Source organism: Nitrospira sp. (assembly GCA_016873435.1).
Taxonomy (GTDB): Bacteria; Nitrospirota; Nitrospiria; order Nitrospirales; family Nitrospiraceae; genus VGXF01.
The window spans coordinates 1-3,824 of sequence record VGXF01000028.1 but is presented as its reverse complement, the minus strand read 5'-3'; the positions used below and the strand labels follow the sequence as shown (position 1 = coordinate 3,824).

General features: G+C 58.9%; 3 protein-coding genes. All 3 read right to left on the bottom strand.

Annotated features, from left to right (window positions below; genetic code table 11):
• Positions 1–313: 313 nt before the first annotated feature.
• The gene (locus FJ248_08665) at positions 314–1,582 is read right to left on the bottom strand and encodes a transglutaminase domain-containing protein (protein MBM4120951.1); all 1,269 of its coding nucleotides are present in this window, start codon (positions 1,580–1,582) and stop codon (positions 314–316) included.
• A 224-nt stretch (positions 1,583–1,806) separates the two neighbouring features.
• Complete coding sequence (locus tag FJ248_08660; GenBank protein ID MBM4120950.1) at positions 1,807–2,760, bottom strand: terpene cyclase/mutase family protein; 954 nt, start codon at positions 2,758–2,760, stop codon at positions 1,807–1,809.
• Positions 2,761–3,056: 296 nt separating this feature from the next.
• A complete protein-coding gene (locus FJ248_08655) occupies positions 3,057–3,581 on the bottom strand; it encodes a hypothetical protein (GenBank protein ID MBM4120949.1) in 525 nt (174 codons plus the stop codon).
• Positions 3,582–3,824 lie beyond the last annotated feature (243 nt).

Sequence of the window (3,824 nt, the reverse complement as noted above, 5' to 3'; positions counted from 1 at the left end):
CCGGTGGTTTCGGTTTTGCCTTTTTGGATTCATCGGCTGAAACGAAACAGACGAATGCGATAAGCGTCAGTAAGCATGCGGAGGCGGCTCTCATGGGAACTCCATGGATGGTGCTTTGCATCAGATTCTTGCGGACTCCAAAATCAAACGGCGATTGCGAGTCGTCGATGCGGTGGACTTGCGGTTCATTGCGGGCTGCGGTCGAGACGCCCAACGACCAGGATAAGCCGGTAGAAATGGCGGCGGTGACGCTGAATTCAGTTTGAAACCCGAACGCCATTTCCGCTCGGCATCATCCTCTGGTTAGGCTTGGTCATTTCGTTTCCAGGGTTTCGATCTTGGGCATGGCAACATACACGATCGGCATCTCACCATCTTCAGAAGAGAAGTACGGAATATGATAGATGCCACACATCAGCTTGCCGCCGCCTGTGGGATCAACTTGCTGCCAGCCTTCGCCTTCGCGGTAAAACTCGGCCCAAACATGGCCGCTGCTGCCGTAGAACCAGCCCGCAACCTGACGGCTCGGCACACCTGCCGCGCGAGCGAGCGTGATGAAGCAGTCGGAGAAATCCCAACAATGCCCGAATTTCTGCGCAAACACCTTGCGCGTGCCCCAACGGGACCCCGTTTGGCCGGAGTACTTGAGATTCTGTCCGGGCGACAGCCACTCCAAGATCGCCATCGCCTTGGCGCCGTTGGTTGTCTTGCCTGCGGTGATTTGTCGTGCCAGCGCGACGACTGCCGGATCATCGGCTGGCCAGAATTCCGTGCGGGTGATTAGTTGTTCCGGCGGCAGGGCGGTCGCTTTCCGGAAGCCTGTCTTGTCGACAGTGACTTCTATCGTGGCGGTCACAAAGGGGACGTTTTGCCGCGTCACGAGTTCGCCAAAGGAATAGGCAATCGTGGCCTCGCTCGCCTTCGACCCTGCGGCGGGCGGGTCAAACGTGCGCTTGGCAGATGCACCATCAAGCGATGGATTACTTAGCACCAAAGTGCGGCCAAACGTGAATCGCTTTGCAAGTGCGCTGATCTGCGGTAGGGCATCCGCGTTCGTACCGTTTTGTAAGGCGAGAAAGTGATTGAACAATGTGTTGCAAGCCATGTAGTCCGCCTTCTCGACGGTAGCCAGTTCCGCGGTCACGCGATACCGAACGGCTTCGGGCTTCGGGAGCAGCCGCAACTCGTACGACGTCTTGATGGCAAGAGCGGTGTCGATGTCCTTGCCGACGTATTCGATGACGACGTGCCCATTTCGCGTACAGAAGGATGGCTGTGACTTGGTTTTCGCAATCGCCGCATGAATCGCTTTGGCGTTGGATTGGTCAACCGCCGTCATGACGTTCACTTGAATTGAGCGACCATGAACTCGGACGGAGGAATTCGTCAGCCGCTGAATCACTCCACCGAGCTTTTGCCCAATCGCCTTCGTTTGTGCTGCGGGAATTTCCACGGAGCTTTCGACTGTGACACCCGGCGGAACTTCGCGGAGCAACGGCTCTGCCGGATCCGCACCTTGAGCGATCCACTCAATCGTCAGTGCGATCGCGAAAGCCAGCACGAATGTCGGAGAACGATTCATGTTCCGAGCCGAACGAAAAAGTTCACTCGCCGGGGCCGCAATTGGGACATTGCACACTGATCACGCGGAATACGGCTCCGCTCGAGTGGAACGGATTGTTCGGTGAAATCCGAAGACCAACACGAACAACAAGCTGCCAAGTCATTCGTTAACGGTTTGCATTCCCTTTGTCTTTTACTTCTTCTTGCCTTTAATGACCATCCGCTCTAGGCAGGCTGATCAATTTATTCACAGGCTTTCAGGGCCAGGATCGCATACGCCGTCCCCGCGTTCGAGACGTAATGTCGGCTGTCGCGGTTGAGCGAGCGCGTGAACCAGCGGCCCGACTCGCGCTGGTTGGCCTTCAGCCAAGCGACCCCGCGCTGGATCGGCTTCTCGGTGACCGCGACCCCGGCCTGGCGCAGCACGTACAACACCAGGCCCGTCGCGTAGCCGTCGCCAGGCGCGTCTTTGTCCTGCGGCTTGCCGTTGAGGCGCTTCCAGGTTCCCAGCGAGGGGAGGCTCCAGCCGCCGTCCTCGCGCTGGAGGGCCAGCAGCGCGTTGACCGTGCGCTGGCGCTCGGCCTTGTCCATCAGGCCATCGAGGCCCAGCGAGGCCCACAAAAGGTATGTCTTGTGGTGCAGATCCGGGGCCGGCGTCTTCTCGAAGTAGCGCACCAACCGGGTGACACCTTCCTTGGCCTCGTCGCTCCGGGCGTAGCCTTCCGGGGCGTGGCCGACGCCCAGCGCGGCGTACACAGCTCCGAAGTAATCGTCGTATTCCAGGGGAGCCAGGTCCTCCTTGTTCCAGGTCCAGGCGCCGTCGGCCTGCTGTAGCTCCCACATGCGGGACAGGGCGGTGCGCGTGGCCGGTTGGAGCTTGCGAGTGGTCTGGGCGTCGTGCAGGGCCAAGGTCGCGGCGATGGCTACGACCTCTGTCACGCCCTCGGTCTTCTCGATGATGCCCTCTCCCTTGAGATAGCCCTTGCCCTTGCCCCCCTTGTCCCAGGCCGCGACACGGTCTTCCAGGAACTCCCGCGCTTCCCGGAGGCCGGCCGCCTTGGGGTCGCCGATGCTCGTCCGGGCCAGCAAGTACGGGTAGCCGGTGTGGCAGCTGAAGCACTGGTTGCTGCGCACCCAGGACAGGGTGACGTTGTCGAGAAAGTCAACGCCCTTGTCGAGAGAGAATGACTTCGCCACGGGCTCGTCGGCCCGGGCGGGGGCCGGGCGCGGCGGTTGGCTCAAGGCGGAGCTACAGGCGATGAGGAGGGTGAAATGGCCAAGGTACACGAAACGCATTGAACACCTCCGGAGTCAAAAACGGTCGTATGAAAGGCATGATCCCGGCGCGACACCGAGATGCCCGTCATGCTGCTGCGCGTGTCGGTCGTGAGAAATCCCATGTCTTGCCGCCGAACGACGAAGGTAACCGGGCGGCGGCCAAAACGCAGGGATTACTGGAAACACGCCAACCGCAGCTCCGGTTGAACCGAATGTTAGCCCGCCTTAATTGCATCCTCTACGGTATGACAGTCCGTGTTCTTTGAATCGCATAGCCTAGATTGATGTTGAAGCACCTTGCCAATTATTTCATTTGACGACACTGACCTCAGCAACAGAAGCGTAGCTGACAGTGCTTTGGCCTCCGAGAATCGCAAGGCTCGGCGCAATACGTCAATGAGCGCTGTACCAAGAGTTGCCCGCTCTTCGGTATCATCGAAAGGCTGAAGTGATAAGAGGAAATCAGCCGCTTGGCTTCGATACGTGATGGCGCCATCAACAGCCCCCTCGTCATCGCATACCCAAGCGGAACGAAGCAGTGCGAGACCAGCCTTCTCTTTGTCGTCGGCGTTCAGCAACGCATGACGAGCAAATTTTCGAGCCAGTTCCGGCATGACGGTATCGGCGACGATCTGCTCGTATTGAATGGATGCCAGAACGGCTTGGGCATTAGGTACGGCCTCCTCAAGATTGCCGTTTACAAAACGACATTGCGGACATTCTTGAAGCCACGCACCCATTGTTGATCTCTGCATCTCGGCTGGCCGTAAATCGAGGTCTGGGCTGCCAAATGTGTTGGTGCTGCCGAGCACTGAGCAGGACACGCTTGTGCCACAAACGGCGCACGTTTGAGTTGTGTGCAAATACGTCGTCATAAAGGTGCTCCGCTGGCTAACGTCTAAGGTAAGCCGGGCGGCGGCCAAAATGCAGGGATTACTGGAAACACGCCAACCGCAGCTCTGGTTGACCGACTTGATCGCCGC

What these genes read in the sequence shown, in the direction of transcription:
- FJ248_08665 (MBM4120951.1), bottom strand. Translation starts at nt 1,582, where the DNA reads ATGAATCGTTCTCCGACATTCGTGCTGGCTTTCGCGATCGCACTGACG.
- FJ248_08655 (MBM4120949.1), bottom strand. Translation starts at nt 3,581, where the DNA reads ATGGGTGCGTGGCTTCAAGAATGTCCGCAATGTCGTTTTGTAAACGGC.